The sequence below is a fragment of the Robertmurraya korlensis genome, from assembly GCF_023715225.1.
Taxonomy (GTDB): domain Bacteria; phylum Bacillota; class Bacilli; order Bacillales; family Cytobacillaceae; genus Robertmurraya_A.
Genome location: NZ_JAMBNS010000005.1, coordinates 283,808 through 299,752, shown reverse-complemented (window position 1 = coordinate 299,752; position 15,945 = coordinate 283,808). Strand labels below are relative to the sequence as shown.

Genomic DNA, 15,945 nt, shown 5'->3' with positions numbered 1-15,945 from the left:
TTGATAAAGTATTCCTATTACAATAAATCAGTAGTGTAAAACTTAAAATTTTAGTATGATTAGAAAATGAGGTTTTTTATGATTACTTAAAATTTGAATCAGCATACGATTTTAAGAGCAGGTAGAACGATTCGTGATGTGCTTAGTGATGCGTTCCTTCCATTATTCGAACAGGAGCAGGAATTAATGAATTAACTGCTCAAATGGCGGATGCTCTCCTGAAGAGCTAAAAGTTCTACTTGGAAAAATGGGAGAAATCCAAGACAAACTAGATGCTGGTGGCTTTTACTCTACATAAAAGGCAATTAATAATGATAGGGGGAAATAAAATTGAAAAAGTTAATATCGTTTCTAGCATTTGTACTTCTACTCGGTCTCCTAAGTGGATGTGCTGAGGAAAAGCAAGAAACCGAGGAACAAAATGAACCTACGAAACAAACACTTAAGATTGGTGCGATTCCTGACCAAGATATTTCGGTTTTAAGCCGCAGCATGGGTGAAGTGGCAGATTACCTTTCTGCTGAAACAGGTTTAGAGGTTGAATATGTACCATCCGTAGACTATGCTGCACTCGTTACAGCATTTGAGCGCGGAGAAATCCAACTAGCTTGGTTTGGTGGCTTAACGGGTGTTCAAGCAAGAAGCTTGGTCCCTGACGCGGAAGCCATAGCTCAAAGACCTCGTGACGAAGAATTTCACTCAGTTTTTATCGCTCAAAAGGAGCTTGGATTAACATCGTTAAGTGATTTGAAGGGAAAAAGCTTTACGTTTGGTAGTGAAAGCTCAACTTCTGGACATTTAATGCCTCGATATTATTTAATGGAAGAAGGAATAGATGCTGATCAAGATTTCAACGGCAAACCATCTTACTCTGGTTCTCACGACAAAACTTATAAGCTTGTAGAATCAGGTGCTTACCAAACGGGTGCACTAAACGAAGCGGTTTGGGAAGCAGCTGTAGCAGAAGGAAAAGTCGATACCAGCAAGGTGGATGTATTTTATACAACCCCAGCTTACTATGATTATCACTGGACAGTTAATACACTTGAAGGATACGATTCCGACGTAAAGGAAAAAATAACAGATGCTCTTCTCTCCATGGGTAACGAACAGCAAACGATTTTGGACCTTTTCCAAACGGATAAGTTTATTGAAACAAAAAATGAAAACTACAAAGCCATCGAAAAAGTGGCAAAACAAATTGGTATTATTAAATAGAGGTGTAGATGTGGAGACCAGTCAAAACATCATCGAATTAAAAGATGTATCAGTCTCTTTTGACGGGAAGATAGCCTTATCTTCCCTTTCTTTATTGATTAAAAAGGGTGAACGAATTGCCTTAATTGGCCCGAGTGGTGCGGGAAAAAGCACGCTTTTAAATGTGCTATCTTTGTCAAATGTCAGCGGAACGGGAACAATAAGGATTGATGGGCAACCTCCCTCTTTTTATCGTAATCGCAAAGTACGTGCCAAAAAAATTGGTGTGATTCGTCAACAGTTCGATTTAGTGAATGCTCTCCCTGTTGTACATAACGTCTTAGCTGGGAAACTAGCGGACTGGAGTTTGTTCAAATCTCTTCTTTCGCTAGTGATTCCTCAAGAGAAGGAAATCGCTGAATACGCACTTTCACGAGTAGGATTAGTTCACAAAATTTCTGAGCAAACGGGTTCATTGTCTGGTGGTGAGCAGCAGCGTGTGGCATTAGCTAGATTGCTCGTGCAACAGCCTGAAGTGATATTAGCAGATGAACCAGTGGCGTCGCTCGATCCGGCTCGAGCAGAAGATGTATTAGACATATTAACAAAGCTTGTTCAAGAAGAAAAACAAACACTGATTACGAGTCTTCATTCAGTTGACTATGCAAAAAAATACTTTACTAGAGTGATTGGCCTAAGAGAAGGTGGAATGATTTTCGATCTTCCTGTTGACCAATTAACCGATCGTCACCTTAAAGATTTATATAAACTGAGGGAGACGAGGGAATGAAACAGAGTCTTCGATTTCAACAAAAAAACATTCTCACTTTTATTTTAGTTCTTGTATTTTTATGGAGCTTACGTGTGATTGATTGGAAGGAGCCGCTTCTTCACCCTGGTGGAGGTACAACCTTCCTCCAGATTATGGAGGCGATGATACAACCTGATCTTTCTCCTGACATTCTTCTTCTCGCCCTTGATTCTGCATGGGTGACGATTACTTATGCGGTGGCTGGAATGACCATTGCCATCGTCATTGCGGTTGTTTTTGGGGTTCTGGCTTCCGGTGTATTACAAAGCTCTCAGAAGCCTTTTTCTACATTGAGTAAAAGCTTTTTTCGAGCATTTCTTGGTTTCCTTCGTGCTATTCATGAGCTAGTTTGGGCGTTGTTGTTTGTAGCTGCTTTCGGTTTAACCCCTTACTCTGCTATTTTGGCTATTGCTATTCCTTATGGAGGAATACTTGGGAGAATCTTTGCCGATATGCTGTCAGATGTAGAAAAGGAACCGATTCAAGCTTTGCTGTCAACGGGTGCGTCTAAGTGGCAACTATTATTTTACGGATACTTTCCGCTTGTAAAAGCAAATATGATTTCTTATACCATGTACCGATTTGAATGTGCGGTTCGTTCCTCTGCAGTCATGAGCTTTGTTGGTTTAGGGGGACTGGGGTATCAGATTCAGCTTTCATTGGATGATTTAAATTACGAAGAAGTTTGGACTTTTGTATTATTTTTGATGGCCATTGTGATGGTTATAGACGGATGGAGCAGTCAATGGCGTTCTCGTCTAACGAAACCCTCGTCACGCTTTTCCCTGCTATCATTTTTCGTATCTTTTGCATTAGTGATTGGATCATGGATGTATTTGTATATAAGAGAACATGCCTCGTTTTTCACTTTGTTTACAGACGAAAACGGTCAATATGCGAAAAAATTTTTTCTAAGTTTACTTGGGATTGGTGAGGAGACTCCTGCCTTTTTTTCAGCCAAGAGCTGGCTTCACATTCTGCAGCTGTCTTATGATACGCTGATGATGAGTATTATTGCTATAGGAATAGCCACCATTGTCATGTTGATTACGGTTGTCCCTGCTGCCCGTAATGTAGCAAATGGAAAATTAACGATGAATCGTTCCCCTTTTCATAGGGTATCTTTCCTTCTCATTCGAGCGTCCTATATTTTGAGTAGAGCGGTACCAGAACTGATTTGGGCCATGATGATTATTTTTATTTTTCAACCAGGTATCCTTCCGGGTGCTGTTGCACTGGCCCTTCATAATTTTGGTATACTTGGAAAGCTATGTGCTGAGGTTATTGAAGATCTTGATGAAAGACCCATACGGCATCTCTCCTCTTCAGGAGCGAGTCACGCACAAATCTTGTTATATGGTGTCCTTCCCTCCGTGCTTCCGAAGTTTTTAAGCTTTATCCTTTATCGTTGGGAAGTGATTATGAGAACAACGATTGTTGTAGGTTTTGTTGGTGCAGGAGGGCTTGGTCAGCAGTTTAAGCTTAGCATGAGTTATTTCCATTATTCAGACATTACGCTGATTATTCTTTGTTATTTATTACTTGTTTGGTTAGCGGACTTTTTATCTGAGCTTTCGCGTAAGGCGGCCAAATAATACAAACTTGAGCACCTCTTTCTATGAGGTGCTCTTTTTTGTTCCAAAAATAGCAAACAATAACATTCATTAGGAAAATCGAGTATGTTTTTTCATAAATTTACAAACAATACCATTATCGATACTTTCGAAATGGAGGATTAGTATAGTGAGAAAAATAAGTGCGCTTATCTTCTTCGGTCTTATTTTTTTGCAATTGGGCCTTCCGATTGCCCATGCTGCTGTGACGGATACGGAGGTTAATGAAATATTAACAGACTATGATTTATCCAGAGAAGAACTTGATGTGATTTTGGCAGAATACGGTACAACGGTTGAGGAACATGAGTCAAAGCAAGAATTAGCAGATGCGGTGGATTTTTATTTAAATCATCTCTCTGTATTAAAGGATCTCGAAGAATTTCTAGCATCGATCGGCATCACAGAGGAAGAAGCTGATCAACTGTTTGCACACCTCGAGAAAATCGATTCGGATGAAATGCAGAAACAAATGGTAGCAATCGATACGAGAATTGAGGAAATAATGTTGGCTTCTGACTCAGAGTTTACAGATGCTGAAAAAGAAGAGCTCTCTTCCCTGTTTACGAAGATGATGGATGCCATGCAGTTAGTTCCTACCTTCTATTTAGTCGACACTACTGGAGAGCAAACGGTGATATCATATGTAGAGCTATTACAGGCCAATGAATTTACAAGTAACGCCCTCCTTGTACAATTGCATAGTTCAAGTGGCGAGTTACTCGCAGATGTTGAGCTAACAAATGCTATGATATCAGGAGATTTTGTTTTGAGTGCTTTTGAAAAAGTCGCAGATGTGGGGGAACTAGTCGCACAGCTCCCTGATACGGCTAGCTTTTATGGAACAGGAATCCTTCTTGGTCTCATTCTAGCTTTCTCTGGCATTGGTCTTTTCTTGATACGAAAGAAAACAATCTCCACAATAAAATAATAAATGAAGATAAAAATACTAGCAGCAGGCTTGCTCCTTGTAGGAGTTAGTCTTACTGCTGTCAATACATATTACTATTTACAAGGAATCTCCTCCGTCCAACAGGTTAAAATGGAGCCATCTTCTTCGGTTCAACTGGCAGAAGTTCTTTCTGACAAGCTGTGGCCTAAGTATGAAGTAAAACCATCTATCGGCGAGAAGTTTGGTGAACTGTATATTCCTCGATTAGAGCAATTATTTCCTATTTATGAGGGTACCGGAAAAGAAGTCTTGCGTACGGGAGTCGGTCATTATATTCGAAGTGCTTTGCCCGGTGAAGAAAATAATACGATTCTTTCTGGTCATCGAGACACTGTATTTAGGGGTTTGCGTCATCTGAAGGAAGACGACGAACTAATTGTTACAACAATGGAAGGAACTTTCACCTATAAAATCGATCGTATTCGTATTGTAAAATCAGACGACGCTACGGTTATGACACCAAAGCCAAGGGCAACTTTAACGGTGACAACCTGTTACCCCTTCTATTTTTTAGGCAATGCACCTGAGCGGTATATTATTAGTGCCAAGCTCATTAATAAACAGCGCGCGTGATTACTGGAATCATCCTAGGTAATTGCGCTTTTTTGGAATGAGGACAAGATTCTCCCGATATAATCTAAAGTTAACATAAGTTGAAGGGAGAATGGCCATTGGCTTATTATTGGGGTGTAGACTCTGCTGCAGAAGTAACGGAGGATCTGTATAGTTGTGTGGAAAAGGGATTTGGGAAGCCCTCCTATTGGGGAAGATATTTAGCAACCATCCCTGGAAAAGTGGCTGGGCTCACGAGAGAAGAAGTCCGTTTTATTCGTAATAGAGGCATTAAGCTGTTGCCGATCTTAAGCAATTTTCGTGAAGCAGTTGGATACAGGGAAGGAAAAGTTGTGGCGCAAAATGCGATTTATCATGCAAGACGATTAAGTATTCCTAAAGGGAAAGTGGTTTTTGGTAATATAGAAAAGTTTTTTAAAGTAGATGAAGAATGGATTAGAGGTTTTGTAGACGCGATGTACCCGAGCGGTTACAAAGCTGGCTTATATCACGATCCAGTTCATGGAGAATTTAACAAAGCGTATTGTGCCGCTGTCGCTAAAGATAATAAAGTGGCTAATCAGCTGATATTGTGGAGTGCAGAGCCCGAACCTGGTCCGACTAGAGCAAGAAGTGCTCCTAACTTCCGTCCGAAAAAGCCGCCGTGTAAGGCCAATGTATGGGGCTGGCAATATGGCCGAGACGCACAACAATGTGCGATTGATACAAATTTATTTAATAGCCGCCTATATGAATTGCTTTGGTAATGCTGGAAAAGCACTTGAGAATGGTTAGCTCAAGCGCTTTTTGTTTTGCCGAAAATGAATCTTTACTCGGGTATCATTGTCTTGTTCCCCGATCTCCTCTTCCCCACCGATTGTTAATTGAGAGGTACACTGTGGGCAACGTACTGCCATTGCTGGAATATTAGATAAACAAAATGGACATTCCTTTACTGGGATGCTAACAACAGGTGCATTTTTTATACGGCCTATCTGCAAAAGAACAAAATAAGTAGCGAATGAAATGATCGCAAAATCAATAATGGTTCCGATAAATACGCCATAGTTTATGGTAATCGCCCCGGCTTCTTTCGCTTCAGCTAAAGTCGTATAGCTCTTTCCTGTCAGGGAGAAGTACATGTTTGTGAAATTGACTCTCCCTAGAATAAGGCCAAGCGGAGGTGTAATAATATCCTTCACAAATGAATCTACCATTTTAACAAACGCTGTTCCAACAATGACCCCAATCGCCATCTCAACGACTGTCCCTCTAGTTGCGAACTCTTTAAAATTCTTTAAAAAACGTATGGTCCTTCCCTCCCTCTTGCACGCTTGTACCAATATATGAAAAAGGGTTGGGGTTCATTCGTTATCCCTTAGCCTCATTTCCACTTGTCAGTCCAACAAAAAAAAGAGCCCAATATGGACTCTTCCTTTGTATTATTCAGCGTCAAATACGCGAACTTCTTTCATTGTGTCACCATTTCTCATCGCTTTTACAGCACTAATTCCTGAAGTTACTTTACCGAAAACAGTGTGCACTCCGTTTAAGTGAGGTTGTGGCTCGTGAACGATAAAGAATTGACTTCCGCCTGTATCTTTCCCAGCGTGTGCCATAGAAAGGCTGCCTTCCTCATGCTTGTGAGGGTTTCCTACTGTTTCACATTTGATAGAATAACCAGGGCCGCCTGCTCCTGTTCCAGTTGGGTCTCCCCCTTGGCTTACGAAACCAGGGATAACACGGTGGAAAGTAACTCCATCGTAGAAGCCTTCGTTAGCTAATTTTTCAAAGTTTTCAACTGTACCAGGTGCTTCGTTCGGGAATAAGTCAAATTCTACTTTTTCCCCATTCTCCATTGCTATATATCCTTTTTTAGCCATTGTGAGAACATCTCCTTCTTATGTAAAATCAGTTTATATCATATCACTACTTTAGTAGAAAAAACAAACATTACAATGTTTATTTCTACGACGTCCCAAAATCCCATACTATTATTAAAAGGATTTTTCGTTTCGTCTATCGAAATACTAATAAGAACTGTTTTAATTAAAGGAGAATGAGTGATGAACAAAGAGATTTTTCAATATTTATCAGCGAACCGTAGCAAACACTTAGAAGAGCTTACCGAGTATTTGGCTATACCCAGTATTAGCTCCCTTCCTGAGCATAAAAATGATGTGAAAGAAGCAGCAAAATGGACAGCAAAAGCACTTAGGGATGCTGGTATGGAAAACGTACGAGTGTATGAAACAAACGGCCATCCTGTTGTGTATGGTGATTGGATTAACCAAGAAGGTAAGCCAACCATACTCGTATACGGACATTATGATGTTCAGCCGGTTGATCCGCTTGAACTTTGGGATACTCCCCCATTTGAAGCCGATATTCGTCATAATAAAATCTACGCCCGAGGAGCTAGCGATGATAAAGGCCAGGTGTTTATGCACATAAAAGCAGTGGAAGCGATCTTACGTACAACGGGTAGCCTTCCTGTCAATTTCAAGTTTTGTATAGAAGGGGAAGAAGAAATTGGAAGTCCTACTCTTCCTCAGTTTGTTGAAGAGAATAAGGAGCTGTTGGCGGCTGATGTGATTGTGATTTCAGACACCGGTATGCAAGGACCTGGAAAGCCTGCGATTTGTTATGGACTACGCGGTTTATGCGGACTTCAGATCGATGTAACTGGTGCAAATAGCGATCTTCATTCTGGACTTTACGGAGGTGCAGTACAAAATTCGATTCATGCACTAGTGGAGATTGTGAATTCTTTCCACAGTCCTGACGGAAAAGTGTTAGTCGATGGCTTTTATGATTCTGTTCAAGAGATTACACAAGAAGAACGAGAAGCATTTGCTGCACTAGGGGACATAGACGTGGAATTAAAGGAACAGTTGGGTGTTTCTGAACTGCATGGAGAACCTGGGTTTACTGCCCGAGAACGTACATACGTACGACCCACTTTAGAAGTGAACGGCATTTACGGGGGCTTTCAGGGAGATGGCATTAAGACGGTTATTCCTGCTAAGGCCTCTGCAAAAATTACTTGTCGATTGGTTCCAAATCAAGATCCAGCTGAAATTGCAGATCTTCTAACCAAGCATATATACGCAAATGTACCTGCTGGCGTAATGGTGAATGTTTCCCTGTTTGATCAAGGTCATCCGTATGTGACTCCTCTTGATCATCCGGCCATCCAAGCAGCTGGCAGAGCATACGAAGCTATTTACAAGGTACCTACTTCTTACACTCGTGGAGGGGGTTCCATCCCAATCGTAGCCGCTTTTGATCAATTATTAGGGTTACCAGTTGTATTGATGGGCTTTGGTTTATCAACGGAAAACTTCCACGCTCCAAACGAACATTTCCATCTTGAGAACTTTGATAAAGGGCTTGAGACACTTTGTACGTACTGGTACGAGCTTGCAGATTCGTTATAAACAATAGAAAACAGGCAGCCTATTTTGAGGCTGCCTGTAGTTTTTCCATGCTATCTTTTAAAAGCATAGACGGTTCACCTAGGGAAAGGATGTGAAGCTCGTGCATTGCTCTTGTGCAAGCGGTATAAAAGAGTCTTCGTTCATTTTCTCTAAAGTACGTATGTTGAGATCCGTCGTGAATAATAACGGCATCAAACTCGATGCCCTTTGCCAGATATGCTGGGATGACGGTAATCCCTTTTTCAAAGGAGACGGTTCCCTTTTCAACAAGGTGAACATCGCGACTGTTTTTTAAGAAAGCGTAGACGGTTGCACTTTCTTTCGCCGTTTTACAAATAACTGCAATCGTTTCATGCCCTGCTTCAACCAGTTGATCAAGAAGGTTTTGTAAACCCTGTTCATGACTTTCCTTCTTCTTGTAGATCGTTAGAGTGGGTTTCTCTCCATCCCTGTTAAATGGTTCAATCATTTCCCCGTTTGCTAATAAGCCTTTTGTAAATTCAACAATCGGTCTTGTTGACCGATAGCTTTTTGTCAAAATAATGGTTTCTTTGTCTTTTACATCTTCTCCAAGCAAAATGGAGCTTGTGTCATCCGTATGTGCATAGATCCCTTGATTAATATCACCAAGTAAGGTCATTTTGCTTACTGGAAACAGCTCACGAATATAAGCAAATTGAAATGGCGAATAGTCCTGTGCTTCATCAATAAAGACATGCTTAATGGACAGCCTAGATTTGCTCCCCTCGATCTTTTCTTTTAAATAAACAAACGGGGTCGCATCTTCGTAGGTTAGAACTCCTTCTTCTAGTTGTCTCAAGCTTAGTCCAACAACTTCCTCCCATTCTCCAGACAGTGTAAAGAATAGGTTTCGATATGTTTCTTCGTAATTAATGAACTGATATCTTTTAATTTTTTTAATGAGAGGTTTAAAGTATCTAGCAACGACTACACTGGATAAAAATTTCTCTTCTACATCAAAATCTTGAAATCCGTCATTCTCTTTTTTCTGAAGTTTTTTGAAGCTTTCTAAATAATCTTCTTTATCAAGAAACTGGATTTCTTCCTTTACCCAGTCTTTCTTTGCCTCTGCACGTTTGTGTTTACGAATTTCTTTTAATAACCATTCTTGTAAGTCTTCCATCCGACTAGGGATACTTGCTTGTTTATCTAGAGAATAAAACTTTTCTGTTATGCCTTCAGCTGACAAAAGAACTTTCCCTTTGAAAACGATCGGGTGAAACTGAAGGCCCGAATGGTTTAGTTTTTGAATATAGTCATCAAGAATTTTTTTATAATCCAGACTCGATTTTAACTTAATACTTTTCATTCTTAGCTCGTACGAACTGATTTGATCAGAGGAAAGGAGGCTCTCTAGCTGCATGAAAGAATCTTCAAGTTCTAACTTTCGACCTACTCTTGATGAGAGAAATTCTAAAAATGTACTTTGCTGCATGTTCTCTTCACCAAGCTCTGGTAAAACCGTGGACACATAGCTATTAAATAATGGATTAGGTGAAAACAGCATAATGTTTTGAGAAGTAATTTTCCCGCGATATCGGTAAAGTAAATAGGCTACACGCTGTAAGGCTGCTGAGGTTTTTCCGCTTCCAGCCACACCTTGAACAATTAAAAGTTTACTTTTTTCATCTCGAATGATTCGATTTTGTTCTTTTTGAATCGTTGCAACGATACTTTTCATTTGTGAATTAGCGTTATTTCCTAATACTTCCTGTAACATTTCATCGCCAATCGTAATACCGGTGTCGAACATGCCTTGTATAGCACTGTTACGAATTAAAAATTGACGCTTTAACTCAATAACGCCTTCAATTGTCCCTTCTGGTGTGATATATTTTGCCTCTCCAGGGGAGTAATCGTAATAAAGGCTGGATATTGGTGCTCTCCAATCAAATATGAGAAAGTTTTCATCTTCTTCATCCATTAATGAACTAATTCCTATGTAGATAGAATCGGTAGTTGATTCATTGTTTTCTAAAAAGTCTACACGACCAAAGTAGGGAGAATTTTTCAACCGAAACAAGGTATTGAGTTGTTTATCAAGCTGACTTTGGCTCCGTTCCCTTTCTAATAGAAGCTGAGCTTGTTGTTTGATGCTCGAAAAGGTTTCTGCTAAATCATCCGCTTCATCCGTATTCACTGTTACGTCATTCCAAAAGTTTTGCCTAATTTCAAGTGCATCTCCACCGACTTTTTCGAGATGGTTTAAGATTTTGTTTGATTTATGATCAATTACTTTTATAATCGTGTTAACTCTTTTCTGCTCGAGTTCTCGTTCCATTTCCACAAGCGATTCCCCCTTCATCTATCTACAGCCTTATTTCTTGTGAAAGAAAATAGTCACCCTCGGATGAAGATGACTTGTTACTTATATGCCGATCTCTTTTTGTTAGTATAGACCGAAAAGGGTCATTCTAGAACAATGGTTAGTTAGACGGAATAAGTGTGTTTTGGTTTGAATTTTTCTTTTTTCATGAAAAGGTAAAGCGCTAAGAAAAGAAAAGTATTAAGTCCACGCAATACAGTGGACGTCGTCATCGCCATGTCCATAGATGTGGTTTCAAGTAAATATACCCCAAACTGAGGTGCAATGAAAGCTACAAATGCTAATAACACATTGTAATGTGAGATACATAAGCTTCGATTCTCTTCTTTTGTAACTTCTAGCAGTTGATTAAATAAAATTAAGACCGTACCTGAGACGAAGAACCCTGATAACCCGTTCACTATTAATAAGTATACTAGATTGGTAGACAAAACGTTTAAAATAGGAGCGGTTGCCATCCCGATTGACACAAGAATCATCATTTTCGCATTGCTATGCTTGTCTGCCATTCTTCCCCACCATTTAAAGCTGACAATTTGTGCGATTTGATTGGCAACAGCAAATAAGCTAATCCATAGACCTGTAGCCATGGCATATTTAATTTGGTAAATACTAAAGAGTGACCAGGCCATTTGCCAAGCAAAATTAAAAAATAAACCACAAACTAAGAAATATAAAAATGGCTTGTGCTTATATACATGAAATCCGAGTCCTTTGCTTTTTTCCACAGCTTTCTTTTCTAGCTTTGGCTCTTTATGTTTAAATAAATAATACACTTCCACTAAACCAAATAAAAAGGCTAGAAAAAATAATACTTGGTATGGCAATGGATTTGATGGATGAAAATACTGTAAAGTTAGCCCGATAATAAAGGTTGAAATCATTCCAACCATTGTTAATATACGATTGCGGTTACTAAAGAAATTACTTCTCCGTGACTCTGGAATCAAATCTCCAATCAAAGATTGCCAGCTGACGAGAGCAAACGAACCTGGAAAATTCATCAAACCAACTAGGATGACAAAAATCCAGCTTCTGTATTCACCGGGAATATATATGACGAATGTCATTAATAAGAGAAACAAACGAGTATACAGTATGGATAAGGCAGTAAACTTCTTTTTCTCATTTAATCTCCCTAAAAGGATCGAGCCTGTAATCATGGCAAACATTCCAATAAATTGAGGAAGGGAATTCATTAATCCGATTTGATAATTGCTTGCTCCTAAGGCGCTGATGGCAAATAAAGTGAAGTAATTATTCGTAATATTTGTGACGATCGTTGAAGCGATACCATTTTGAATGCTAAGCTTTTCATTATACTCATAGGAAGAATGTTTCATACACTCAGCTTCTTTCTTTTTCCATTTTCACTATACAAAAATTATCATACTCCCAATCGGTTTCTCCCTGCAATAGGAATCTTTCGAATACCGAAAAAAGACACCCTGCAAGGTGTCTTTTGTGCTATTTTTTTAACATTTGCTCTAACACTTGTTGTACTTGATAGCCATGTTCAAACGTTACTATTTTTGCATCTTTTCCTTCAATGGCATTAAGAATCTCCATAACAATATCATGCTGTTCGGTCCTCTCAATCGGCAGAACTGTTGTCGGTTTATCTGGTGAACTCATAGAAAGCTGGCTCCAGTTTGTTAAATCAAGCGTACCCTTTTCTCCAAACACTTTAAATGAGAGATGCTCCTTCTGTCCAATTCCACTTACCCCGTTAAATAATACAGTTACACCATTTGGAAGTTTCATAAGTGAGACAAATGAGGTTTCGCAAAAAGACACGTCCTCAGGATAATCGACAAGCGATGTTACGTCTTGCAGTTCTCCAAGCATATCGTGAATCATGTGAATATAGTGTGGTGCAACTTCCCTTATAAAGCCGCCTTGCTCACGGCTAGAAATCCAATTATTTTTCTGCCAAGCACGGGGCCATTCGGTAAAATGTAAATGTACCTCTACTCTTTTTACCTCCCCAATTTCTCCAGTTATCACTTTATCTTTAAATAATTGATACACATTTGTATACACCATTGGAAAATTCATCGCATGTGTAACTTGAGCTTCCCTTGCTGCCTGGAGCATTTCAAGGGCTTCATTTAATGAATTGGCTAATGGTTTTTCACATAAAACATGCTTCTTTTGTTGTAATACGTATAAAGCAACTTCATGATGATATTTGGGAGGGACTGCAATATATACCAAATCAATCTCATTTTTCTGTAACATGTCTACATAGTCAGTATGTAGAGAAACGTCTTCCAGGTCTTCTTTGAGCGTCTGTAATTTTTCAGCATTCTGGTCACAAACAGCAACGAGCTCCACGCCTGAATGGTACTGGAATTTACGCAGAACACGTTCTCCAATTGCCCCAATTCCAATCATCGCTACCTTTACTTCCTTTTTCATGTCGACACCCCAAATTTTTTAAACATTATATTCATTATAGCTTCTCTTAATGAATTTTGAAATTTTCAATTTATTTCTATATAAATAGACGATACAACAGGTTTGTCCGGTTACAAAAAGAAAAGCGAACTTGATTGTCCGCTTCAATTTTTTATACATTATGTAACACCATATATAACCGGTTATTTCTTTGTTCTCTTTCTTCTTCTGTCGCAAGATCGTATTTCTTTAATAGATGAAACACATCATTTAAGATGTCCTGTGTATGTTCATGGGTAAAAAATGCTTCAAAAGAGGAAATCATGTCTGATGGTAAATACTCTTTTTGGGTTTCGTATTTGTTTCGAACGTCTTCAATGGGATGATTTAGTTTGCATTTGTTTTCCAAAATAACTACCTCCAGTATTTAAGCCTACTCTATATCATCTATAGCACAATTGGCAAGTTGTATGTTCATACTTAGTGTGGAGATAATAGTTTGTATTAGTTCAAAAAGGAGTAGCTTATGAAAAACAGAATTTTATTTTTTCTTATCGGAATTATGATACTTACTTTTGGTGTCTGCCTGATCATTCAAGCAGGTTTAGGTGCAGGTGCATGGGATGCGTTAGCGATTGGAGAAGCACGTGTATTTGGCCTTAGCATGGGGACATGTGTATTGATTAATGGAATTATCCTAATTATAATTAATTCCATTCTTCAAAAAAAGAAGCCAGAATATTTAGCTGGCCTTACAATTTTATCGATTGGTTTATTAATTGACTTTTGGTTTTTTGTCCTATTTGATCATTATCATCCTGAGTCACTTCTGTTAAAAATCATCTCACTTATTTGTGGAATTCTCATTTTGGGTCTGGGTATCTCTGTTTATCTTCAGGCCAAGCTACCATCAAGTCCCATGGATGTATTAATGGTTGCAATTCATGAGCGTTTTGGTCTCTCACTTGGATTTGCTAGGGTGATCGCTGAAGGGTCTGCATTTATTCTTGCCCTTCTCTTCAAAGGAGAAATTGGAGTAGGTACGATTGTTGTTACGTTAACTCTCGGGTATGTGGTTCAGCATTTACACCCATACTTTGAACGAATGTATCAGAAAAAAATGAGAGCTCACAGCTGATGAGCTCTCATTTTTTTTATGCCTCTTTTTCGATGTATGGGAACGAAATCGTAACCGTCGTTCCCTCTCCTTCTTTACTTTCAAAGCTAATCGTTCCATCATGGTTTTCTATGATATTGTAGCTTGTCATTAAACCTAATCCTGTTCCTCTTTCCTTTGTAGAGTAGAAAGGCTCTCCAATCAATTTGATCCGTTCTTCTGGCATTCCACAACCGTTGTCAATAATACGAACACAAAGGACCTCTCCACCTTCTTCAAGGTTAACCATAATTCTTCCCTTTTCCTCGATAGCGTCTAAAGCATTTTGTAACACATTATAGAACACTTGTTTCAGGGAGTTGCTATCGCCATTAATTTTTTTACTTAACTGTCTATTTTTTTGAAAAATAATTTCCTTGTTCGCTAAAAATGCCTGTGGTGTGAAAATTTGAATTACCTGTTCTAACAGTTCATTTACACAGATCGCTTCCATCTTCTTTTCCGCTGGCTTCGCAAGAGAAAGAAACTCAGATAGGATGGATTCAATTCGACTGATTTCATTTAGCAAGATGGCTGAGTATTGACTAGAAACCTCGGCACCTGAGTTAAGCAACTGCATAAACCCTTTTATCGGAGTTAAAGGGTTACGAATTTCGTGTGCAACTGCAGCAGCCATTTGCCCCACAACAGCTAATTTTTCCGACTTTCTTAGGAGCTCGTCGGTTTCTTTCCTTTTTTGAATATTACGTGTAACTGTAATAAATTGCGACATGGAAATGCATTCATCATCGATGACTTTTTTAATAGCTGTTTCCATCCATATATATGAACCGTTTTTCTTTTTTGCACGAAAGGAAATTGTTTGTTCTTCTAGCGTAACAACGTCCTGATCATCAGGATGTACGAGTTTCGGTGAGTAACAGCCAATCAATTCTTCTGGCTCGTAACCAAGCTCTCCTTTGATGGACGGACTAATATAAAGAATATGACCATGAGAGTCATGCAAACAAATAATATCAGAGCTGTTCTCTGCAAGAAGTCGATATTTTTGCTCACTTTGCCGTAATCCCTCATAAATCTTCGTGAATTCAGTTAGATCGTAAACCTGTCCTAAATAAAATACATGTTTTGTGTCGCGATCATGAATTTTAGACACTTTTAATCGGCCAGTTTTAATGGATCCATTTTTATGTATGTAGCGCTTCACCAACTCATATTCAGATATAATCCCCTTCTTTAATCTCTGAAATTGCCGATAATCCATTAGGAAATCATCAGGATGTGAGACACTTTCAATAGTAAGTGAAGCATACTCTTCTCTTGTGTATCCAAGAAATTGGCAGAAAGCATGATTTATTTCTAGATATGTTAAATCAGGTTCAATGATGACCTGTGGTAAGCTGGACTGATGAAATATATCTCTATACATCGGTTCTCTCCTTTTTCAATTCTCGTTTTCCATCTATATCCAAATTTATCCTTTTATAAAACTCACTGCTGTATTTTTTCCAATACG

General features: G+C 39.0%; 15 protein-coding genes and 1 pseudogene. 9 read left to right on the top strand and 7 right to left on the bottom strand.

The annotated features are described in order from the left end of the window. Positions 1-93: 93 nt before the first annotated feature. The 7 genes and pseudogenes from M3175_RS11880 to M3175_RS11850 all read left to right on the top strand — a co-directional run. Positions 94-289 (top strand): annotated as a pseudogene (locus M3175_RS11880) (ABC transporter ATP-binding protein); the annotation flags it as partial. 41 nt (positions 290-330) lie between these two features. Next, positions 331-1,218, top strand: a complete 888-nt coding sequence (locus M3175_RS11875; RefSeq protein ID WP_251519181.1) for a putative selenate ABC transporter substrate-binding protein — start codon at positions 331-333, stop codon at positions 1,216-1,218. A gap of 10 nt (positions 1,219-1,228) precedes the next feature. Continuing rightward, positions 1,229-1,987: a phosphonate ABC transporter ATP-binding protein gene (locus M3175_RS11870; protein ID WP_251519180.1), complete on the top strand. Its 759-nt coding sequence runs from the start codon at positions 1,229-1,231 to the stop codon at positions 1,985-1,987. Beyond that, positions 1,984-3,603, top strand: a complete 1,620-nt coding sequence (locus tag M3175_RS11865; protein ID WP_251519179.1) for a PhnE/PtxC family ABC transporter permease — start codon at positions 1,984-1,986, stop codon at positions 3,601-3,603. The genes M3175_RS11870 and M3175_RS11865 overlap by 4 nt, the downstream gene beginning before the upstream one ends. A 148-nt stretch (positions 3,604-3,751) precedes the next feature. Further along, a complete protein-coding gene (locus M3175_RS11860) occupies positions 3,752-4,552 on the top strand; it encodes a processed acidic surface protein (RefSeq protein ID WP_251519178.1) in 801 nt (266 codons plus the stop codon). Positions 4,553-4,555: 3 nt separating this feature from the next. Beyond that, entirely contained in the window at positions 4,556-5,146 is a 591-nt protein-coding gene (gene srtD / locus M3175_RS11855) for a class D sortase, LPxTATN-specific (RefSeq protein ID WP_251519177.1), read from the top strand. A gap of 98 nt (positions 5,147-5,244) precedes the next feature. After that, complete coding sequence (locus M3175_RS11850; protein ID WP_251519176.1) at positions 5,245-5,892, top strand: glycoside hydrolase family 25 domain-containing protein; 648 nt, start codon at positions 5,245-5,247, stop codon at positions 5,890-5,892. A gap of 24 nt (positions 5,893-5,916) precedes the next feature. On the opposite strand, the gene mscL is transcribed toward M3175_RS11850, so the two are convergent. Both mscL and M3175_RS11840 read right to left on the bottom strand, forming a co-directional pair. Continuing rightward, positions 5,917-6,468 carry a large conductance mechanosensitive channel protein MscL gene (gene mscL, locus M3175_RS11845; RefSeq protein ID WP_285852248.1) on the bottom strand — a complete coding sequence of 184 codons (552 nt, stop codon included), beginning with the start codon at positions 6,466-6,468 and terminating at the stop codon, positions 5,917-5,919. Between the two features lie 99 nt (positions 6,469-6,567). Beyond that, on the bottom strand, positions 6,568-7,008 hold the full coding sequence (locus tag M3175_RS11840; RefSeq protein WP_160546005.1) for a peptidylprolyl isomerase: 441 nt from the start codon (positions 7,006-7,008) through the stop codon (positions 6,568-6,570). A 183-nt stretch (positions 7,009-7,191) separates the two neighbouring features. Here M3175_RS11840 and M3175_RS11835 point away from each other — a divergent pair, with 183 nt between their 5' ends. Further along, positions 7,192-8,565 (top strand): dipeptidase, encoded by a 1,374-nt coding sequence (locus M3175_RS11835; RefSeq protein ID WP_251519175.1) that lies wholly within the window; start codon positions 7,192-7,194, stop codon positions 8,563-8,565. A 19-nt stretch (positions 8,566-8,584) separates the two neighbouring features. Here M3175_RS11835 and helD read toward each other — a convergent pair whose 3' ends face one another. The 4 genes from helD to M3175_RS11815 form a co-directional block, all read right to left on the bottom strand. Further along, complete coding sequence (helD, locus tag M3175_RS11830) at positions 8,585-10,867, bottom strand: RNA polymerase recycling motor HelD (RefSeq protein ID WP_251519224.1); 2,283 nt, start codon at positions 10,865-10,867, stop codon at positions 8,585-8,587. A gap of 149 nt (positions 10,868-11,016) precedes the next feature. Further along, positions 11,017-12,255, bottom strand: a complete 1,239-nt coding sequence (locus tag M3175_RS11825) for an MFS transporter (protein ID WP_251519174.1) — start codon at positions 12,253-12,255, stop codon at positions 11,017-11,019. A 124-nt stretch (positions 12,256-12,379) separates the two neighbouring features. Beyond that, complete coding sequence (locus M3175_RS11820) at positions 12,380-13,333, bottom strand: Gfo/Idh/MocA family protein (RefSeq protein ID WP_251519173.1); 954 nt, start codon at positions 13,331-13,333, stop codon at positions 12,380-12,382. Positions 13,334-13,484: 151 nt separating this feature from the next. Beyond that, positions 13,485-13,721 (bottom strand): group-specific protein, encoded by a 237-nt coding sequence (locus M3175_RS11815; protein WP_251519172.1) that lies wholly within the window; start codon positions 13,719-13,721, stop codon positions 13,485-13,487. Positions 13,722-13,838: 117 nt separating this feature from the next. On the opposite strand from M3175_RS11815, the gene M3175_RS11810 reads away from it, so the two are divergent. Continuing rightward, positions 13,839-14,450: a YczE/YyaS/YitT family protein gene (locus M3175_RS11810; RefSeq protein ID WP_251519170.1), complete on the top strand. Its 612-nt coding sequence runs from the start codon at positions 13,839-13,841 to the stop codon at positions 14,448-14,450. 16 nt (positions 14,451-14,466) lie between these two features. Here the strand turns inward: M3175_RS11810 and M3175_RS11805 are convergent, their stop codons facing one another. Beyond that, a complete protein-coding gene (locus tag M3175_RS11805) occupies positions 14,467-15,858 on the bottom strand; it encodes a PAS domain S-box protein (protein ID WP_251519169.1) in 1,392 nt (463 codons plus the stop codon). Positions 15,859-15,945: the final 87 nt, after the last annotated feature.